Source organism: Ideonella sp. P3_A4 (assembly GCF_056403075.1).
In genome coordinates, this window is the sequence record NZ_JBFUGE010000074.1 from 1 (window position 1) to 18,163 (window position 18,163).

The 18,163-nt window shown below is 66.7% G+C and carries 16 protein-coding genes; 12 read left to right on the forward strand and 4 right to left on the reverse strand.

Going from position 1 to position 18,163, the window contains the following annotated elements; genetic code table 11:
* Nucleotides 1-20: 20 nt before the first annotated feature.
* On the reverse strand, nucleotides 21-971 hold the full coding sequence (locus tag AC1DYI_RS10045) for an NAD-dependent epimerase/dehydratase family protein (RefSeq protein WP_477203960.1): 951 nt from the start codon (nucleotides 969-971) through the stop codon (nucleotides 21-23).
* A 105-nt stretch (nucleotides 972-1,076) separates the two neighbouring features.
* On the opposite strand from AC1DYI_RS10045, the gene AC1DYI_RS10050 reads away from it, so the two are divergent.
* Nucleotides 1,077-2,024, forward strand: a complete 948-nt coding sequence (locus tag AC1DYI_RS10050) for a LysR substrate-binding domain-containing protein (RefSeq protein ID WP_477203961.1) — start codon at nucleotides 1,077-1,079, stop codon at nucleotides 2,022-2,024.
* Between the two features lie 6 nt (nucleotides 2,025-2,030).
* On the opposite strand, the gene AC1DYI_RS10055 is transcribed toward AC1DYI_RS10050, so the two are convergent.
* Together AC1DYI_RS10055 and AC1DYI_RS10060 are read right to left on the reverse strand one after the other, a co-directional pair.
* Nucleotides 2,031-3,404 (reverse strand): hypothetical protein, encoded by a 1,374-nt coding sequence (locus tag AC1DYI_RS10055; RefSeq protein ID WP_477203962.1) that lies wholly within the window; start codon nucleotides 3,402-3,404, stop codon nucleotides 2,031-2,033.
* A gap of 150 nt (nucleotides 3,405-3,554) precedes the next feature.
* Nucleotides 3,555-5,435 (reverse strand): serine hydrolase domain-containing protein, encoded by a 1,881-nt coding sequence (locus AC1DYI_RS10060; protein ID WP_477203963.1) that lies wholly within the window; start codon nucleotides 5,433-5,435, stop codon nucleotides 3,555-3,557.
* Between the two features lie 244 nt (nucleotides 5,436-5,679).
* Between AC1DYI_RS10060 and lepB the strand changes: the two genes are divergently transcribed.
* Nucleotides 5,680-6,348 (forward strand): signal peptidase I, encoded by a 669-nt coding sequence (lepB, locus tag AC1DYI_RS10065; protein WP_477203964.1) that lies wholly within the window; start codon nucleotides 5,680-5,682, stop codon nucleotides 6,346-6,348.
* 22 nt (nucleotides 6,349-6,370) lie between these two features.
* On the opposite strand, the gene AC1DYI_RS10070 is transcribed toward lepB, so the two are convergent.
* A complete protein-coding gene (locus AC1DYI_RS10070) occupies nucleotides 6,371-7,489 on the reverse strand; it encodes a hypothetical protein (protein ID WP_477203965.1) in 1,119 nt (372 codons plus the stop codon).
* 195 nt (nucleotides 7,490-7,684) lie between these two features.
* Here AC1DYI_RS10070 and AC1DYI_RS10075 point away from each other — a divergent pair, with 195 nt between their 5' ends.
* The 10 genes from AC1DYI_RS10075 to AC1DYI_RS10120 form a co-directional block, all read left to right on the forward strand.
* Nucleotides 7,685-8,575, forward strand: a complete 891-nt coding sequence (locus AC1DYI_RS10075) for a hypothetical protein (RefSeq protein ID WP_477203966.1) — start codon at nucleotides 7,685-7,687, stop codon at nucleotides 8,573-8,575.
* The gene (locus tag AC1DYI_RS10080; RefSeq protein ID WP_477203967.1) at nucleotides 8,565-9,476 is read left to right on the forward strand and encodes a DUF3052 family protein; all 912 of its coding nucleotides are present in this window, start codon (nucleotides 8,565-8,567) and stop codon (nucleotides 9,474-9,476) included. The genes AC1DYI_RS10075 and AC1DYI_RS10080 overlap by 11 nt, the downstream gene beginning before the upstream one ends.
* A 105-nt stretch (nucleotides 9,477-9,581) precedes the next feature.
* Nucleotides 9,582-10,916, forward strand: coding sequence for a dicarboxylate/amino acid:cation symporter (locus tag AC1DYI_RS10085; RefSeq protein ID WP_477203968.1), 1,335 nt, complete (start codon nucleotides 9,582-9,584; stop codon nucleotides 10,914-10,916).
* A gap of 367 nt (nucleotides 10,917-11,283) precedes the next feature.
* A complete protein-coding gene (locus tag AC1DYI_RS10090; RefSeq protein WP_477203969.1) occupies nucleotides 11,284-11,910 on the forward strand; it encodes a hypothetical protein in 627 nt (208 codons plus the stop codon).
* A 188-nt stretch (nucleotides 11,911-12,098) separates the two neighbouring features.
* The gene (aqpZ, locus tag AC1DYI_RS10095) at nucleotides 12,099-12,788 is read left to right on the forward strand and encodes an aquaporin Z (RefSeq protein ID WP_477203970.1); all 690 of its coding nucleotides are present in this window, start codon (nucleotides 12,099-12,101) and stop codon (nucleotides 12,786-12,788) included.
* A gap of 260 nt (nucleotides 12,789-13,048) precedes the next feature.
* Complete coding sequence (locus AC1DYI_RS10100) at nucleotides 13,049-13,735, forward strand: GntR family transcriptional regulator (RefSeq protein WP_477203971.1); 687 nt, start codon at nucleotides 13,049-13,051, stop codon at nucleotides 13,733-13,735.
* Nucleotides 13,725-15,065: a malonyl-CoA decarboxylase domain-containing protein gene (locus tag AC1DYI_RS10105; RefSeq protein WP_477203972.1), complete on the forward strand. Its 1,341-nt coding sequence runs from the start codon at nucleotides 13,725-13,727 to the stop codon at nucleotides 15,063-15,065. Before AC1DYI_RS10100 ends, AC1DYI_RS10105 begins: the two co-directional genes overlap by 11 nt.
* 35 nt (nucleotides 15,066-15,100) lie before the next feature.
* Entirely contained in the window at nucleotides 15,101-16,093 is a 993-nt protein-coding gene (locus AC1DYI_RS10110; RefSeq protein WP_477203973.1) for a Bug family tripartite tricarboxylate transporter substrate binding protein, read from the forward strand.
* The gene (locus tag AC1DYI_RS10115; RefSeq protein ID WP_477203974.1) at nucleotides 16,093-16,917 is read left to right on the forward strand and encodes an enoyl-CoA hydratase/isomerase family protein; all 825 of its coding nucleotides are present in this window, start codon (nucleotides 16,093-16,095) and stop codon (nucleotides 16,915-16,917) included. Before AC1DYI_RS10110 ends, AC1DYI_RS10115 begins: the two co-directional genes overlap by 1 nt.
* The coding region (locus AC1DYI_RS10120) for an AMP-binding protein (RefSeq protein ID WP_477203975.1) at nucleotides 16,914-18,163 on the forward strand (1,250 nt) is incomplete at its 3' end. The genes AC1DYI_RS10115 and AC1DYI_RS10120, both read left to right, overlap by 4 nt.

An 18,163-nucleotide genomic window follows, 5' to 3' on the forward strand; every position in this document is an offset into this window, starting at 1 on the left:
GTGCAAGCCGACCATCGCGCTCAACCCGCCATCGCAGGGGCAGTCGCCAGCGCCTCGGCGTGCTGAAGAATCAGCGCGTCGAGCCAGTCGGCGCTGTGGTCGAAGCGGTGGCCCAGCGATTCGGCGTGCGACACGTCCATCTCGTAGCGTGACGGGAAGTCGTATGGACTCAGTTCTGACGGCAGCACCGAACTGCGCACCGGTCGCGCCTCGGCTGGCAACTGCAGCAGTTGCGCCACGCGCAGGTGGATGTCCAACGCCGACAGCGGGCCGCGCGCGGCGGCGTTGATCGGGCCGAGCGCGTTCGACTGACCAGCCCACAGCAAGAAGGCCGCGATGCCTGGTGCGCTGATGAAGAAACTTCGCCCCGGCGCCGCGGCATGCCACAGCGGCTGCCGCGCCAACACCCGCTGGACATAGCTCTGCAGACGGCCGGTGAAATCTTCTGGCCCCGCCAGCACATGGCCGATGCGCACGCTGACCACCGGCAGCCGACCGTCCTGGTGGAAGAACGCTTCGGCCTGCCGCTTGCCGCGCCCGTACGCGGCGTCAGCCACATCCGGCGCATGCCAGGGGTAGGCCATGTCGACCGGTTCGCGGGCCAGGTCTACATCGTCTTCGCGCAGCGGGCGATCGACCTGGCCGTGAAGATGGTTGTAGACCTCGATGGTCGAGGCCATCACGTAACGGCCCACCTTGCCGGCAAAGGTGTCGGCCGAGATCGCGGCGTCGAGCGGGCTGTAGCACATCTGGTCGTAGACCAGGTCGAAGCCCGGCTCGTCGGCAAAGACGCGCGCCATCGCCGCCGCGTCGCGCCGGTCGACACGCAGGCGGCGCACGCGGGTGCCGAAGGTGTCGGGCGCTTGCCCTCGCGTCGCGATGGTGACCGCGTGCCCCGCCTCGAGCAAGCCCTCGACCAGCAGCCTGCCGAAGAAGCGCGTGCCACCGATGACCAAGACATTCTGTTTCATGAGCCGTGCCGCCTGTTTTCCAATGCCGGCATGTTGCTTGCGCATGCCTCAAGCCACAAACGCGAATTCCTTGCCACTTGCATCTGAAATTCTTATGCTCAGCCCATGACCTTGGCGTTGCCCACCTTGTCCGGCCTGATCGAGTTCGAATGCGCTGCCCGCTGGGGCAGCATCCGGCTGGCCGCGGCCGAGCTGCACAAGACGCCGTCGGCCGTCAGCCAACAGATCAAGCAGCTGGAGGCCACGTTGGGCTTCGCGCTGTTCGAGCGCCATGCGCGCCACATCTCGATCACCGACCAGGGCCGCGAGCTGGCTGCGACGGTCACGAAGCTGTTGACGGAGCTGGGCCGCCAGGTGACTGCGCTGCGGCAGGACGACCCGGCCGCGCTGCTGCGCATCAGCACGACCCACTCGTTCGCGATGAAGTGGCTGGTGCCGCGGCTGCACCGGTTCACCGCGCTGCACCCGGCGATCGACATCCGCGTCGAGGCGAGCGATCAGGTCGTCGACCTGGCCGAAGGGCGCTGTGATGTCGCGCTGCGTTATGTCGCAGCCTTGCCCGATGACAACACGCTGGCCTACCGCGAGCGGTTGGTAGCCGTCGTCAGCCCCACGCTGTTGCCTGCAAACGCTGCAAAGCCGCCGAAGCTTGCCACGCTGCTGCGCCAGCCGCTGCTGTTTGAAGGCACACCCGAGCCCTGGCTGCGCGTGCTGGAGGCCAGCGGCGTGCGCTCACGCCGGCTCGACTTTTCGCGCAGCTACAGCCACGGTGGGCTGCTGGTGCAGGCGGCGGTGGCCGGCCACGGGGTCGCGCTGGCGCCCTACGCGCTCGCCTGCGAAGACCTGCTGCAAGGCCGGCTCGTGCTGTGCGACGGCGCACCGCTGCCCAATGGCTACGGTTACCGCGTCGTCGTGGCCGCAGGGCGCGCCCCGTCGGCCAAGGTCCAGGCCTTCACCACGTGGATGAATGAAGAAGTGGCGGCGATGTCGGCGCCCTTCCCGCCTCCTGCATCTACCGCCCGGCGCGTCGCTGAGCGCCGTGCGCAGAGCTGACGCGGCCTACAGCGTACGCAAGAAGGCCACCAGGTCTTTCTTCTCCTGCGCTTCGAGCTTGGTGCCCAGCACGAGGTTGAAGAATTCGACCGAGTCGTCCAGCGTCATCAGCCGGTCGTCGTGCAGGTACGGTGGCGAGTCCTTGATGCCACGCAGCGGGAAGGTCTTGATCGGGCCATCTTGCATGACACGGCGGCCATTGATCGTGAAGCCTTCGGTGTAGAAGCGCTCGGTGCGCAGGTTGTGCATCAGGTTGTCGGTGTAGTAAGGCGGCGCGTGGCAGGCCACGCACTGGCCTTTGCCGTGGAACACCTTTTCACCACGCAGCTCGGCCTGGCTGGCCAGCGCCGGGTCGAGCCGGCCGAAGACGTTCAGCTTCGGTGCCGGCGGAAAGTCCAGCAGGTTCTGGAACTCGCCCATGAAGTGCACCTGACTGCCACGCTCGAGCGGGTTCACGCCTTTGCGCGCGGCCCTGGTGTGGTCGCCGTCGAAGTAGGCGGCGCGTTGCTCGAACTCGGTGAAGTCCTCGACCGATTTCAGCGCCCGTTGCGAGCCAAACAGCCGCTGCACGCTGACGCCGCGCAGTGAGGGTGTGTCGATGCGGTGGCGCAGGTCGTCGGGCCGGATGTCGCCCACCGTGTGCGTCGCTGAGGTGCTGTGGCCGTTGGCATGGCAATCGAAGCAGGCCACGCCCATGTGCGGCCGCAGTGAGCGCCTGTCATCCGTCAGGTTGAACTGCTGTTGCGGGAACGGCGTGACGAGCAGGCGCAGGCCTTCCAGCTGCTTCGGGTTCAGCGCGTCCTTGAACAGCTTCTCGAAGTTGTCCAGCGTGACGAGCTGGCCCTTGGACACATCGCCCAGGTCAGGGCGGGTCGCCAGGAAGATCGGTGCCGGGAACTCGGGCAGCAGGTGCTGCGGCAGGTCGAAGTCGAGGTCGAAGCGGGTCAGGTCGCGGCCGGTCTGGCGCTTGGTCTCGTCGATCAGCGGCTGCGGAAAGATCATGCCGCCGGCTTCGTGGTGCGGGTGCGGCAGCGGCAAGAAGCCGGCTGGCCAGAGCTTGCGAGCTTTGATCTCGGCCGGCGACAGCGCGGCCAGTTGCTCCCACGTCACGCCTGCCGGCAATCGAACGCGCACACCGTCTTGAACGGGCTTGCCGCGCGCCATCGTCACACCGGCCGCTGGTCGGTCAGACATGTCGTAGCGCTGCGCCAGCAGGTCTTGCTGGCGCTTGGCGAACTGGGGCTTTTCCTGCGTCAGGCGTTTGACGAGCGCGGCAAAGTCTTCTTCCTGCGCCATCGCGACGGTCGCGAGACCGCCGAGCAAAGACACCATGGCCGCGATCAGCGGCGCCCGCCAAGCGGGCCGAGTCTGAAACAACATGAGGCGGTCTCCCTGTGGGTTGAGAACAGAATCAACCCGCCGCCATGCGGTGTGGCGGCGTTCCCTCCAGGGTGCCGCGAAGTATCGGCAGAAGCCATCAACCGCAATGGCGGCATTGGTATGCCGGCCGCGGCCGACGCGGTCAGGGGTTCAGCGCCAGAGCGCGACTGGCCACACGCCCCAGCACGCGAGCAGCACGCACAGCTGCAGCACGCAGGCGACCATCACGAGATCGTGCCGCCAGCCAACCGTGCGCAACCACAGCACCCAAGCGACATGCGCCAACATCAGCAGCGGCAGCGCGAGGGTCACGGCGAACAGGCTGCCACTGGCGAGCGTGAAATCGCCGATGGCCGCTAACGGCTGCAGCAGGAACATCGGGATCGGCAGCAACAACAGCAGTGCCGCCAAGAAGGCCGGCTGGCCCAGGCTGCCGCCCCACCGGGCGCGGCGAACTGGCGTGGCCAGCAGCGCATGGAGCAGCCCCGCCACGCCCAGGATCACGCTGGCCCAGAGCGCATAGAACCAGACCGCCGGCACACGGTGCAGCGAGCGCAGACCGTCGCTCAGCGTGCGCTCGCCGTCGGGGCCGGCAATGAAGACATGCGATGGCGCGACCCGGTCGCCCAGGCGATAGAGGGTGCCGTCAGCCTGGTGCAGCAACACCGTGTCACTGCCTGGGCGCTTCAGCGAGGCGCCTGATTCGCCGGCGCGCACGACCCAGCTGCTGCCCAGGGCGTCCAGCAGGCGCAGCGGCTCGAAGCGGCTGGGGGCCGGCACGTAGCGGCCGGCCCAGTCGTCGGCCAGGGCGGTGGGGCCTGGGGCGGGCATGCGAGCCGGCAATCCCAGTTGGCGGATCAGCGCCTCGTCGAAGCGGTCGTAGCGCGCGGTCGGGCTGTCGGTGTTGATGGCGATGAAGAACGCGCGCTGCTGCGGTGGGAACAAGCACAACATGCCGCGGTAGCCGGTGACGCTGCCGGCGTGGCATAGCCCCGTCACACCATGCCGGTCGCGCGTCGACAGGCCCAGACCGTAGCCCACGTGAAGGCCTGCCTGCGCGGCATCGGTGGTCGAAGGCTGGCCCATCGCGCGCAGCAGCGCGGGCGTGATGAAGGGTGCACCATCAACGACACCCGGCAACCGGCCATCGCCCAGCATGAAGCGCGCCAACTGCGCCATGTCGGCCGCGGTGGTGGTGAACTGCCCAGCGGGCCGCACGGCGATCGGCAGCGCGGCCACCGCGCTCAGATCGCTGTGGTGCCCCCAGGCCAGCCCCGGCTCGGCACCGACACCCAGCTGCGTCGTGAACCGCAGGCTGCTGTGGGTCATGCCCAATGGCTGCAGCAGCGCACGCTCGGCCCAGGTTTCGTAGCGCTCGCCAACCACCGCCTCGATCACCATCGCCAGCACGGTGTAGCCCATGTTGGAGTAAGAGAACCGGTGGCCCGGTTCGGTGCGAATCTTGAGGACGTCGCGGTCGCGGGCAAAAGCATCGGCCAGTGGCATGTCGGGCGAATTGGCGGCGCTGAAGGCCTGCCAGAGGCGCAAGTCCTCCAGGCCCGAGGTGTGGTCCAGCAGGTGGCGCACGCGCACCGGGCTGCTGACCTGCCACGGGTTCAGGAACCGCAGGTTCGGCAGGTAGCGCTCGACCGGCGCGTCCAGGTCGAGCCGGTGTTCGGTGACCAGCCGCAGCGCGCCAAGCGCTAGCACGGTCTTGGTCAACGAGCCCACATGCACTTTGGCCGCAGGCGTCAGCGCCGTCGCGGTCGGCACGTGCGCCAGCCCCACGGCGCCGACCAGCACCTCGCCGTCGGCGACCAGCGCGTAGGTTGCGCCGGCCACGTGCTCGTCGGCCAGCAGCTGCGTCAGCTCGGTGCTGAGCGCCGCCTCGTCGAACGCGCGCGTGGGCATTGCTGCGCACAGCAAAGCCAGGGCGCCGAACAAGGCACGCCAACGGCTCACCCCATGCCACCATCGTGGTGCGCGCTGTGGCGGGCCGGTGGCCGCCGGTTGTTGTCGAAGCTCGGACATGCGGGATCCCTCCGCGCTCGCCACGCGTGCCGGTGGCTGGTTTGCCAGCGATGTTGCCTGAGCGGCCGGGCGCCGGGCAGCGTGCATTCACCAAGCCCGCGGCGGCCCGATCGTGCACCAGCCACTCATCGCCCCACGCTGYCGCTCATGTCAACGAGGGCCGCGTTTCGTCGCTTGCCCAGCCCAGTTGGACTGAACGCTTCGCAAAATTCGGGCTTCCTGTGATCCACCCACCGAGGTTCCGATGAAAAAGTGGCTGAAGGACAACCGCGGCTTCCTGCTGTTTCTGCTGTGTTTCGGCTTCCTGCGCACCGCCGTGGCCGACTGGAACCCGATCCCGACCGGCTCGATGAAGCCGACGATCCTCGAAGGCGACGTGGTGTTCGTGAACCGGCTGGCCTTCGACGCGAAGGTGCCGTTGACCGACTGGTCGGTAGCGCGTCTCGGCGACCCGCAGCGTGGCGACGTGGTGACCTTCAGTTCACCGAAGGACGGCACGCGGCTGATCAAGCGCATCGTTGGCATCCCGGGCGATGTGGTGCAGATGCGCGACGAGGTGCTGTTCGTCAACGGCGAGCAGGCCGAGTACACCGACATGGCGCCCGCGACGGAAGCGCTGCCTGGCGATGTCAGCGTGTCGGCGATCCGCGCCACGGAGCAGGTGGCCGGTAGCCGCCGGCGGGTGCAGATCCTGCCTCAGGTGGGAGCGCGGCGCGACTTCGGGCCGCTGAAGCTGCCGGCCGACCAGTACTTCATGCTGGGCGACAACCGCGACAACAGCGAAGACTCGCGCTTCATCGGCCCGGTGCCGCGCCGGCTGCTGATCGGCCGGGCCCATCACATCTTGCTGTCAGCCGACATCACCGGCCATTGGCTGCCGCGCTGGGAGCGCACGGCGTCGGCCATCCAATGACCGAGGCCGTGTGTGGAGGGCTTCAGCGTTGGCTGTGGGCAGACGCCTTCGAAGCCACGATCGGTACCAGCTTGAACGCGGCGATCTGCGGGGCTGGTGCTCCTTGCGGCCGCCACGAGCCCCAGCCGAGGACGGCGCCGTGGTCGTTGATGGCTTCGACCATGGTGATCGTCACCAGGTGACCCTCCGGGCTGGCGCAAGACCTCCCGATCAGCTGGTTGATCTCGACCGGTTCCGCATCGACGCTGGCCCAGTACATCGGCTCGTAGCCGTTGATCCCGGCGCGGCCGACGATCTCTCCGCTGCGATTGATACCCAAGGGCGTGCTGGAGTCGGAGTGCGGCGGCTGTGGCAACGCTTGAGGCTTGTTGCCCTTCCACACCGTGGCGCGAACCGTGCCAGGTTTCCAGCTGACGCCGATGATGACGCCAGCATCGTTGATGCCCGTCGTCCACGACTCGTCCCAGCCTTTGAGCGTGCCGAGGTCGATGGCCACGCCGTCGCGCCAGCGGACGGCGTGGCTGACGCCAGCCACTGYCGTCTCGGCGGTCCCGGCCACTTCGCCGCGCCGATTGATCGCGACCGCGTTGGCAGAGTGCCCCTCCACCAGCGGCGGCAGCGCGACGGGTTCTTCATTCGTCCACACGGTGGCGACGGCTGGGCTGCCGTCGAGGTAACGCGTGCCCACAATCTGGCCGCTGCGGTTGATGCCTTCGGCCACGGCCGTGCCACCGGGGAAGGTGGGCAGCACGGTGGGTTGGCCGTTCTTCCAAACGACCGCTTCGGGCTTGGGGTCCGGCCCGGTGTAGCCGGCCCATCCGGTGCCGACCACGATGCCGTCGTCATTGATGCCGGTCATCTCGTTCCAGGTCACGCCGGCGCCGGGCGCCTTGTAGGTTGCCGTGAGCTGGCCCTTCTTGTTCCACCCCAACCCGAATGGGTCGTTGTAGGCCACCGTGCCGATGGCCTGGCCGACATTGTTCAGCTTGGCGGGCCAGGAGCCGGTGCCGCTGCTGTAATCCTCCAGGCGCCGGCAGTCGTACGACGGCAGGGCGTGCGCGGCCAGCGCCAAGGCCCCCAGCGCCATGCCCGCTCCGAGCCGGGCAGCGCCGGCAAGATTCGATTTCGAATGTGTCGACATTTGTTCCCCCAGGGTGGTTCAAAGGTTTCGGCGCCCACGGCACCGCCGGCGATTGTTCACATCGCCATGCGGCACGTAACCCCTATGTTGCATGTACTCGAGGCGCCTTCCACCGTAACCGGCACCGTGCCACACCGAAAGCCCACCGGCGCACAATCGCGCTGAATCGTTGATCACCTGTCCCGAGAGAGACCCTTGACGATGCGTCTCCCGACCTTCTATCGCTCCGCCCTCGCCGGCCTGCTGGCCGCGCCGCTAATGGCCCTGGCCGCGCCCAAGACCGAACCCGGTTCGTCGCTGTCGGACTACGAGTTCAAGCCCGAGCGGGCACCGGTCGGCCAAGTGGTGCACTACGTGAAGTCCAACCTCGACGGCAGCCGGCGGCTGGTGCTGTCGGTGCACTTCTCGGCGCCGCTGATGATGGAGGTGCTGAAGGTAGAGGCCGACGGCCAGTACCTCGCGCTGGTGCAGGCCGAGCTGGACCCGGCGACCTTGAGCGAGTCGCGCATGAAGTCGTTCAACCGGCTCGAATCGGGCACCCAGCGACAGCAGATGGAAATGGAGCCCGACGCGGCACAGCGCCGCCTGGTGGCGCAAGTGGCCAACACCAAACTGCCGGTGACGCCCGGACACTGGCCGGCGCACATCTACAACTTCGACCTGAGCGGCCTGAACGCCACGCTGCCGCATCTGAAGGACCCGCGGCGCGACTTCGAGGTCGGCATCATCGACCCTGACTTCACGTTCCTGAAGACCAAGCTCAAGCCCGACGCGGGCGAGATGCTCGGCGGCTTCGTCTACAAGGGCAAGGCGCGGTTCCATTTCGTGCGCGACGAAGAGCTCGACGAGATCCCGTGCCACCGCTTCGAGGTCAGCGGCCCGGCATTCAAGAACATCAAGGGCACGCTATGGATCAACGCAAAGGACGGCCTGATCGAGCGCTTCGAACACCCCTTGCCCGACAACCCGGACTGGAAGAGCTTCAAGCTGAGCCGCATCTCGAGCCGGCCGATGAGTGACACCGAGTGGGAGGCCTTCAAGGCCGCCACTGTGCGCCGCGCGATGGACATGCGCGATGGGGAATAGGAATGCCCCGCCACCGGCCGTCGAAGACCCGCGGCTGACGCGGGTCAGCGCGTTGTGTCTCGCTATGCCCGAGGCCGAGCGCGCCCTGCAAGGGCAGCATGCCGACTTCCGCGTGCGCAAGAAGGTCTTCGCCTATTACCTGGACGATCACCACGGCGACGGCATCGTCTGCATCTGCTGCAAAGGCGAGTGGGGCGAGAACGTCGACCGTGTGGCGCGTGATCCCGAGCGCTACACGCTGCCGGCTTACATCCACCACCGCGGCTGGTTCGGCATCCGGCTCGATCGCAAGACGATCGACTGGCGCGATGTCGAGAGCGCGATCCGGCTGAGCTATTTGCTCAGCGCGCCGAAGACGCTGGCGCGGTTGCTGGACGAGGTGCCGCGGATTGAAAGCAGTGCGACGGCCAAGAAGGCGGCGGCGAAGGCCGCCCAACCGTCGCCGGCTCTCAAGGCCACGGCAACCAAGAAGGTCGCACCTGCCGTGGTCGCGTCTTCAGCCGGCTATTCGGGCACACCGCTGTCCGGCAAGCTGGGCCTGAAGCCCGGCATGAAGCTGCATGTGGTCAATGAGCCCGAGGGTTATCGGGACTGGCTGGCGCCTGTCCCGGCAGGCTTGGTGTTCGGCGCCCGCCTTGGCGCGGACACCGCACTGGTCCACCTGTTCGTCGACGACAAGCGCGACCTGGCCGAAGCGCTGCGCCGCTACCGCGAGCAACTCGCCGCAGACGCCACGGTGTGGGTTTCGTGGCCGAAGAAGTCGAGCAAGGTGCCGACCGACATCACCGAAGACGTGATCCGCGAGGTGGCGCTGCCGCTGGGCTGGGTGGACGTGAAAGTCTGCGCGGTCAGCGATGTGTGGTCGGGACTGAAGCTGGTGGTGCGCAAGGGCTTGCGCTAAGCCCACAGACCACTTGGTGGCCGCGTCAGCATTGCGGTAATTGCGGACGCCGGCCAAGGCAAAGGGGTGCAGACTCGCGCCCTTCTCAGCCTGCCGGAGCCCGCCATGGCCGCCCACAAGCCGATCTACAAGTCGCTGTATTTCCAGGTCATCACCGCCATCGTGATGGGGGTGGCGCTGGGGCACTTCCTGCCCGCCACCGGCGAGGCGATGAAGCCGTTCGGCGATGCGTTCATCAAGCTGATCAAGATGATCATCGCACCGATCATCTTCTGCACCGTGGTCGTCGGCATCGCCGGCATGGAGGACATGAAGAAGGTCGGCAAGACCGGTGGCCTGGCGCTGCTGTACTTCGAGGTCGTCAGCAGCATCGCGCTGATCGTCGGCCTGGTCATCGTGAACCTGGTGCAGCCGGGCGCCGGCATGAATGTCGACGCGGCGTCGCTGGACACCAAGGGCATCGCCGCCTACACCGGCCCAGGCAAGATGCAGGGCACGGTCGACTTCTTGCTCAATGTCATTCCCGGCACGGTGGTCGATGCCTTCGCCAAGGGCGAGATCCTGCAGGTGTTGTTGTTTTCGGTGATGTTCGGCTTCGCGCTGCACAAGTTCGGCGGTCGCGGCACGCTCGTGTTCGACATCATCGAGAAGACCTCGCACGTCTTGTTCTCGATCGTCGGCATCATCATGAAGGTCGCCCCGATCGGCGCCTTCGGCGCGATGGCGTTCACGATCGGCAAGTACGGCGTCGGCTCGCTGCTGTCGCTGGGCAAGCTGATGGGCACGTTCTACCTGACCTGCCTGGTCTTCATCTTCGTCGTGCTGGGGCTGATCGCCCGGCTGCACGGCTTCTCGGTCTGGAAGTTCATCAAGTACATCAAGGAAGAACTGTTGATCGTGCTCGGCACGTCATCGAGCGAGTCAGTGCTGCCACGCATGATGGCCAAGATGGAGAACCTGGGTGCGCGCAAGTCGGTCGTCGGCCTGGTCATCCCGACCGGTTATTCGTTCAACCTCGACGGCACCTCGATCTACCTGACGATGGCGGCGGTGTTCATCGCCCAAGCCACCAACACGCCCATGACGCTGATGCAGCAGCTGACCTTGCTGGGCGTGCTGCTGCTGACCAGCAAGGGCGCTGCCGGTGTCACCGGCAGCGGCTTCATCGTGCTGGCCGCCACGTTGTCGGCGGTCGGTGGCGTGCCGGTGGCCGGGCTGGCGCTGATCCTCGGCATCGATCGCTTCATGTCCGAAGCGCGTGCGTTGACGAACCTGATCGGCAACGGCGTCGCCACGGTGGTCGTCGCCAAGTGGACGGGCGACCTCGACACCGCGCGGCTGCAACGACAGCTGAACAACGAGACCGACGCYGAAGCCGAGGAGCCTGAAGCGGTGCTGGACACCACCGAGCAGCACATGCCGGTGGCCGTATCGCGCTGAGCCGCCCGCCTGCCCGAATCCCTACTGGACAACTCGAGCGGGCGGGGTGTATCCCTGCCGGCGAGTTGGACTTGGGGTTTAGCCTGAAGGTATGAACCCTAGGTGTTTGCGAGTACCCCACCGGGAATACCGCTTGCTGTAACTGTGCGTTGCAACATGGATTACACGCGCAGGTAATTTGCATCGGCGGAAATTGCTGCCATTTGAGGCCTACCTCGCCATAGGCTGTGAAGTATTTGGCAGAAACCCGCACTGTGCGTCGCGCAGATTTGGGGTTGCGCCTGCCTGTTGCGACGTTTCTAATTCCGTTCGCCGGGAAATCATCGGCACTGGAATCTCAGGGTCAAAGACACAGGGGACATTCCTCATGAAGATGAAGCAAGTCGTTTGGGCAGTGGCAGCGGCATCCGCGCTGCTGGCGGGTGTGTCAGCTCAGGCAGCGCTGGTGCGCTACCACATGGCTGGCGTGGTGACCGAAAGCGGTGTGTTCGATGACGGCACGACGCTGGCCGAAGGCACGCCGGTAAAGATCTCGTACAGCTATGAGACCAAGCAACCGTCCTCGTACATGCAACGCAATGACGACGGCTCCGGCATGGCTTCCTACGACTTCGTCCAGCCCTACCACTTCCGGATCCGCGCAGGCACCCATTTCGCCCGCGTAGATGGCTTCAAGGTCACGCTGAACAATGATCTGAACCAGCCCTTCGGCGACACCTTCGACCTCGAAGCTGTCGGCGGGGTCCATATCGACCATGTGATGCAGCCCGACGCGAAGTTCACCGTTTCGCTGCTCAGCCAGTTCGGCAATACCAGCGCTCTGCGCTCGCTGAACCTGCCCAAGCACCTGAACGAATGGTCGTTCGACGCCTTCCGCTCGGCCCGCCTGGCCGCCGCCGGCGACCGCACGCTGCTGATGGTCCGCATCGACCACATCTTCTCGAAGGTCTGCGCGCAGACGCTGCCGGGCACCGACGACTGCGCCCCCGAATAAGTCGCTTCGCTTCTCCGTTTTCACCTTCTGCGCGCGTGCGCGTGAGGCCTTGACCAGGCCCGCGTCACGCGCGTTGGCCTTTGTGGGCCTTCGCAGGCCTTCCCCTCGCAGGGTTTGACCGCGCTTGTGGCTGTCACACGGCGTCGCCCAGAATCGCGCCGGGTCACTAACCAGGTAGGAGAGCGGACATGAAAGCATATGGCGCCGAGTTCATCGGCACGTTCTGGCTGGTATTGGGAGGCTGCGGCAGCGCAGTGCTCGCTGCGGCGTTTCCGGGTGTTGGCATYGGGCTGCACGGGGTCTCGCTGGCCTTCGGGCTGACCGTGCTGACGATGGCGTATTCGATTGGCCATATCTCGGGCTGTCATCTGAACCCGGCGGTCAGCATCGGCCTGTGGGCGGGTGGTCGCTTCCCGGCGGCCAAACTGCTGCCGTACATCGTGGCCCAGGTCTTGGGAGCGGTGGCAGCCGGTGGTGTGCTGTTTGTCATCGCCAGCGGCAAGGCGGGTTTCGATTTGGCGGGCAGTGGCTTTGCCTCGAACGGCTACGGCGCCCATTCGCCGGGTCAGTATTCGATGGTGGCCGCGCTGGTCTGCGAGGTGGTGATGACGGCGTTCTTCCTGATCGTCATCCTCGGCGCCACCGACAAGCGCGCACCGGCCGGCTTCGCGCCGATCGCGATCGGCTTGGCCCTGACGCTGATCCACCTGATCAGCATCCCGGTCACCAACACCTCGGTKAACCCGGCCCGCTCCACTGGCGTGGGCGTGTTTGTCGGTGGTTGGGCGATCGAGCAGCTGTGGCTGTTCTGGGTCGCGCCGATCGTCGGTGCGGTGATTGGTGCCAAGGTCTACGGTTTCCTGGGGTCAGAAGACTGACGAGCGGCACTGCGCCGATCTGATTGAAGGGCCCGGTTCGCCGGGCCCTTTGTCTTTGCGKGGAGTTTCCCGGCCGATCACCCCCGTCGACTACAAAAGCAGCGAGCTTGGGAGGCCAAGCGCAAGTGGTTCTTTTGAGAGGTCGGAGCGTGCAAAGTCTCTTGTAATCTTGTAATTACAGGATTACGATCCCAGCCATGGTCATCCCCGCGGCTTCTTCGTCGACGGCACCGGTCCGTGGCACCTCGCTTCACGACGAAGTGGCCACTCGCCTCCGGGCGATGGTGTTCGAGCGGCAACTGGCGCCCGGCGAGTGGATCGACGAGAAGGCGCTGGCCAGTGGCTGGCAGATCAGCCGCACGCCGCTGCGCGAGGCGCTGAAGGTGCTGGCCGCCGAAGGGCTGGTCGAGCTGGTGCCGCAGCGCGGCTGCCGGGTGGTCGAGCTGAGTGACGACGACGCCGACCAGCTGTTCCCGGTGATGGCGCTGCTCGAAGGCCGCTGCGCCTTTGAGGCCACACGCAACGCAACGCCGGCCGACCGCGCCACGCTGCGYCGCCTGCACGACGAGCTGGAGCGCCACGCCACCGCGCAAGACCGGGACGGCTACTACCGCGCCAACCACGAGTTCCACACCCTCGTGCAGCAGCTGGCCCACAACCGCTGGCTCGACCGCTCGACCGGCGACCTGCGCCAGTTCCTGCGCCTGATGCGCGGCCGCCAGCTGAAGCTGCCGGGCCGCATCGATGCGTCGATCAATGAACACCGCGTGCTGATCGACGCGATGCTGACCGGCGACGCCGCCCGCGCCGAGCGCACGATGCACGACCACCTGATGGCTCAGCTGGCGGCGCTGAAAGCTTTGCGAACGAGGGAGCGCGACGCGGCGCCACACAACGATCCGAACGCCGATCAACTGACCGCCGGAGGCCCCGCCGATGCTGGTTGACAGCCTGCGCGAAGCCGCGCGCCGCCGCGGCGCCGACCACGACCTGCGGACGCTCGCGTCCGAGTGCGAGCACCTGCTGTCGCAGCGCGGCGAAGCCAGCAGCACGCAGATCGCGCGCCAGATCGTCGAGCGCCTGCAAGACCTGCTGGCTGAACCGGGCCGCAAGGACGGCACCCGCAGCGCCGCACTGGACCGCTTCTTCGCCCACCTGGCCGACAACTTCAGCCCTGAGCCGACGGCCGTGCTGGCCAGCGCACAGGCCTATGCGGCGCAGCCGGACGCGGCGCACCTGATCGCGCTGATCGAACACACCGAGCCGCGTCGGCAAGAACTGTTTCGCCGCATCAACCGCGCGACGGGTGGCACGGCGGCGTTGATCGGCCTCCGCCGCGCGCTGCTCGAACGCCTGCCCAAGAAACCCGAGTGGCGCGCCCTCGAAGCCGATCTGCTGCACCTGCTGTCGAGCTGGTTCAACCCGGGCTTTCTCGAAATGCGCCAGGTCAGCTGGCGCTCGCCGGCGCAGTTGCTGGAGCAGATCATTCGCCACGAGGCGGTGCACGAGATCGACGGCTGGGACGATCTGCGCCGCCGCCTGCTGCCCGATAGGCGCTGCTTCGCGTTCTTCCACCCGCAGCTGCCAGAAGAGCCTCTGATCTTCGTCGAGGTCGCGCTACTGCCCGAGATGGCCGCGGCGATCCCGCCGTTGATCGACAAGAAGGCGCAAGCGCCGTCGCCGGACAGCTTCAAGGTCGCCGTGTTCTACAGCATCAGCAACTGCCAACCGGGGCTGCGTGGCGTGTCGCTCGGCAACTTCCTGATCAAGCGCGTGGCCGAGGAGTTAAAGGCCGAGCTGCCGCAGCTGAAGACCTTCTGCACGCTGTCGCCGATCCCCGGCTTCATGGCGTGGCTGCTGGCCACGCGCGACGCGACGCCGCTGCCAGGCCTGAAGCCCGCGCTGGCCCAACGAATGGCTCAGGCGCGCGAAACCCTGCAGAAAGCCTGTGGTGGCGACCTGGCCAGCTTGGCCCAGACCGCAACGCACGCCGCGCTGACCAAACCGGCGCAGCAAGCTCTGCTGCAACTGGCCGCGCTGTACCTGGTGCATCAATCACCCCAACCCGGCGGCGACCCGGTGGCACGCTTTCACCTCGACAACGGCGCGCGGCTCGAACGCCTGAACCTGCAGGGCAACCCGTCCGCCAAGGGGCTGAAACAGTCGGCCGGCTTGATGGTCAATTACCTGTACGACTTGGCGAACATCGACGCCTGCCACGATCGCTTCGTGCACGGTGAGGTGGCGCATTCGCGCGCGATCTCGCGGCTGCTGTGAGCGTACCTAACTAGATCCACTGACGGAGACATGCGATGACGCCCCATCACCCCCGCCGCTTGGCCCTGATCGCGTTGGCTGCCGCGGCGGCGGCCATGTCCGCACCACAGGCGCTGGCGCAGGCAAGCGCCTGGCCGGCCAAGCCGGTGACCATCATCGTGCCCTTCCCCGCTGGCGGTGGCACCGACGCTTTCGCGCGCCCGTTGACGGCGATGTTGACCAAGCAGACCGGCAAGCAGTTCATCATCGACAACAAGGGCGGCGCCGGTGGCACGCTGGGCGCCACCATAGCCTCGCGCGCCGCGCCGGACGGCTACACCTTCTTCATGGGCGCGGTGCACCACGCGATCGCGCCGGCGATGTACCCCAAGCTCGAGTACCACCTGGACACCGACTTCGTGCCGGTCGGCCTGATCTCCAACGTGCCGCAGGTCATCGTCGTCAACCCGCAGCGGGTGCCGGTCAACGACCTGAAGGGCCTGCTCGACTACGTGCGGGCCAACCCCGGCAAGCTGAACTACGGCTCGGCCGGCAATGGCACTTCGCACCACCTGGCCGGTGAGCTGTTCAAGCTGCAGACCAAGACCTTCATCACCCACATCCCCTACCGCGGCGCCGGACCGGCGCTGCAGGATCTGGTGGCCGGCCAGGTCGACCTGATGTTCGATGGCCTGGCCTCCAGCGCCACCCACATCAAGAGCGGCCGCATCAAGGCGCTGGCCGTAGCATCAGACAAGCGAGCCCCCGGCTTCCCCGATGTGCCGACCAGCATCGAAGGCGGCGTGCCGACCTACCAGGTCTCCACCTGGTATGGCCTGTGGGCGCCCAAGGGCACACCGAAGGAGGCCATTGCCGCGATGCAGGCTGAGATGAAGAAAGCCTTCGCCACCGACGAGATCAAGTCGGCCTGGACGGGGCTGGGCACCGCCATGCCGAACCTGTGGGGCAATGACTTCGGCAAATTCGTCGCCAGCGAAACCAGCCGCTGGGCCGAGGTCGTCAAATCTTCTGGTGCAAAGCTCGACTGATGGCTGGTCACGTTGTTCTTCACCAAGCCGACGCGCAAGGCATTGCGCGCCTGCAGTTCTCGCACCCCGGCAAGCTGAATGCGTTGTCGGTGCAGATGTGGCGCGACCTGCGCGCGCTGGTTGACGAGCTGAATGCCCTGCCGCCCGAGCAAGGCCCGCGGGTCGTGATCGTGCAAGGCGATGGCGGCAGCTTCGTCGCCGGGGCGGACATCGAGGAGTTCCCCGACTTCCGCTTCGATGCCGAGACGCTGGCGCACTACCACGAAGAGGTGGTGGCGCCAGCGCTGAATGCGCTGCTCGACTGCGAGCGCCCGCTGGTCGCGCAGATCGAAGGCGCGTGCGTTGGTGGTGGTCTCGAGATCGCGGCTTGCTGCGACATCCGCCTGTGCGGCGAATCAAGCCGCTTCGGTGTGCCGATCGCCAAGCTCGGCTTCCCGATGGCACCGCTGGAGATCGAGATCGTCGCCCGCGTGATCGGTGAGACCTGTCTGCGTGAGCTGCTGCTGGAAGCACGCGTGCTCAACGCCGACGAGGCGCGCCAGCGCGGCTTGGTGACACGGGTGGTGCCCGACGAAAAAGTGGCCACCGAAGCGCGGCGCAGTGCCGAGGCAATGGCGGCGCTGTCGCCTCAAGCGTTGCGCCTGAACAAGCGCGCGCTGCGCCAGTTCGGCCCCGCGTATGGCAGCAGCCTGGATGAACGTGCGCCGCATTACGCTTACGCCCCTTCCGCCGAGCACCGCGAAGGCCTGGCCGCCTTCAACGAGAAACGCCCGGCACGTTTTGGCGGCACCCCGCCGCCCGACCACGACAAGCCCTTGCCATGAATCTTTTCGCCGCCCTGCGCCAAGCCTTTCCGGCCGATCCGGATGGCTGCGCGATCGAGCCGGTTGACGGCCCCGACACCACGCACGTCTACACCTGGCGCGACCTGGACCACGCCAGCGCACGCATCGCCAACCTGCTGGATTCGCTCGCGCTGCCGCCGGCCAGCCGCATCGCCGTGCAGGTCGAGAAAAGCGTCGAAGCGCTGCTGCTGTACCTCGGCGTGCTGCGCGCCGGCCACGTGTTCCTGCCGCTGAACACCGCCTACCAAGCGGCCGAGATCGAGTACTTCATCGGCAACGCCGAACCCGCTGTCGTCGTCTGCTCGGGCAAGAACTTCACCTGGATCAGCCGGCTCGCTTTCAAGGCCGGCACGACCCACGTCTTCACATTGAATGAAGACCGCAGCGGCACGCTGCTGGAGCGCGCCGCTTTCCACGCCGATAGCCACACGCCGGCCACGAAGAGCACCGACGACCTGGCCGCGATCCTCTACACCAGCGGCACCACCGGCCGCAGCAAGGGCGCGATGCTGACGCATGGCAACCTGCTGTCGAACGCGCAAACCCTGAAGGACTACTGGGCTTGGCAGAAGGGGGACGTGCTGATCCACGCGCTGCCCATCTTCCATGTGCACGGCCTGTTTGTCGCCTCGCATGGCGCGCTGCTGAACGGCAGCAAGATGCTGTGGTTCAGCAAGTTCGATCCGAGGGCGGTGCTGGCGCGTCTGGGCGAAGCCACCGTCTTCATGGGCGTGCCGACGTTGTACGTGCGCCTGCTCGGCGAGGCCGGGCTGACGCAGGCCGCCTGCCAGCACATGCGCTTGTTCATCAGCGGCTCGGCGCCCTTGCTGATCGAGACCTTCAACGATTGGCGCACGCGCACCGGCCACACGATTCTCGAACGCTACGGCATGAGCGAAACGGTGATGCTGACTTCGAACCCGTACCGTGCCGAAGACGGCGAGCGGCGCGGTGGCACCGTCGGTTTCCCTTTGCCCGGCGTGGGCTTGCGCGTGCGCGACGACCAGGCCCAGGCGTTGCCTGCAGGCGAGGTCGGTGGCATCGAGGTCAAGGGGCCGAACGTGTTCGCCGGCTACTGGCGCATGCCTGAGAAGACCAAAGAAGAGTTCACCACCGACGGCTGGTTCAAGACCGGCGATGTCGGCAAGGTCGATGCCGATGGCTACGTGACCATCGTCGGCCGCAGCAAGGACCTGATCATCACCGGCGGCTACAACGTCTACCC